The sequence below is a fragment of the Paeniroseomonas aquatica genome, from assembly GCF_030409335.1.
Lineage (GTDB): Bacteria > Pseudomonadota > Alphaproteobacteria > Acetobacterales > Acetobacteraceae > Belnapia > Belnapia aquatica.
On the sequence record NZ_JAUFPN010000070.1, the window covers coordinates 1 to 564 of the forward strand.

Annotated in this window: 2 protein-coding genes; both read left to right on the forward strand. The window is 65.2% G+C overall.

All coding sequences use genetic code 11. The annotated features are described in order from the left end of the window. The first annotated feature begins 25 nt into the window (after window positions 1-25). Window positions 26-448 carry a YeeE/YedE family protein gene (locus QWZ14_RS07840; protein WP_290316070.1) on the forward strand — a complete coding sequence of 141 codons (423 nt, stop codon included), beginning with the start codon at window positions 26-28 and terminating at the stop codon, window positions 446-448. Window positions 449-453: 5 nt separating this feature from the next. Beyond that, window positions 454-564, forward strand: a 111-nt coding sequence (locus tag QWZ14_RS31915; protein ID WP_353959282.1) for a DUF6691 family protein, incomplete at its 3' end; no start/stop codon positions are given.

The following is a 564-nucleotide window of genomic DNA, read 5'->3' on the forward strand; positions in this document are numbered from 1 at the left end:
CCGCGAAGCCAAGGGCTAAGCTGTCATGGAGAACTTCACTCCCGTCTCCGCCGCGCTGGGCGGTGCGCTCATCGGCCTTTCAGTCCTGATCCTTTGGCTTGGCGACGGCCGCATCGCCGGGATCAGCGGTGCGGTCGGCGGCCTCATCAGGCCGCAGGCGGGTGAGGTCGCTTGGCGCCCCGCCTTCTTGGGAGGCCTCCTTGGCGCCCCGCTAGCCTATTCCCTCCTCCTCGGCACGCCCGAGATCATCATCCGCTCCGCCTACCCAACCCTGGTGGTGGCCGGATTGCTTGTCGGCTTTGGCAGTCGTCTAGGCAGCGGTTGCACCAGCGGGCACGGCGTTGCGGGTATTGCCCGGCTGTCGCGCCGTTCCATCACGGCCACCGGCCTGTTCATGCTTGCCGCCGCCGTCACCGTTTTCATTGCCCGTCACGTTGTCGGAGACTAACTACCATGGGCCGCATCCTCGTCTCGCTAGCCTCAGGCCTGATCTTCGGCCTGGGTCTGGTCATCTCGCAGATGATAAACCCGCAGAAGGTGCTCGCCTTCCTAGACGTTACCGGA

Bases quoted from the DNA above. Each gene is read 5' to 3' on its own strand.
- QWZ14_RS07840 (WP_290316070.1), top strand. From the start codon at position 26: ATGGAGAACTTCACTCCCGTCTCCGCCGCGCTGGGCGGTGCGCTCATC.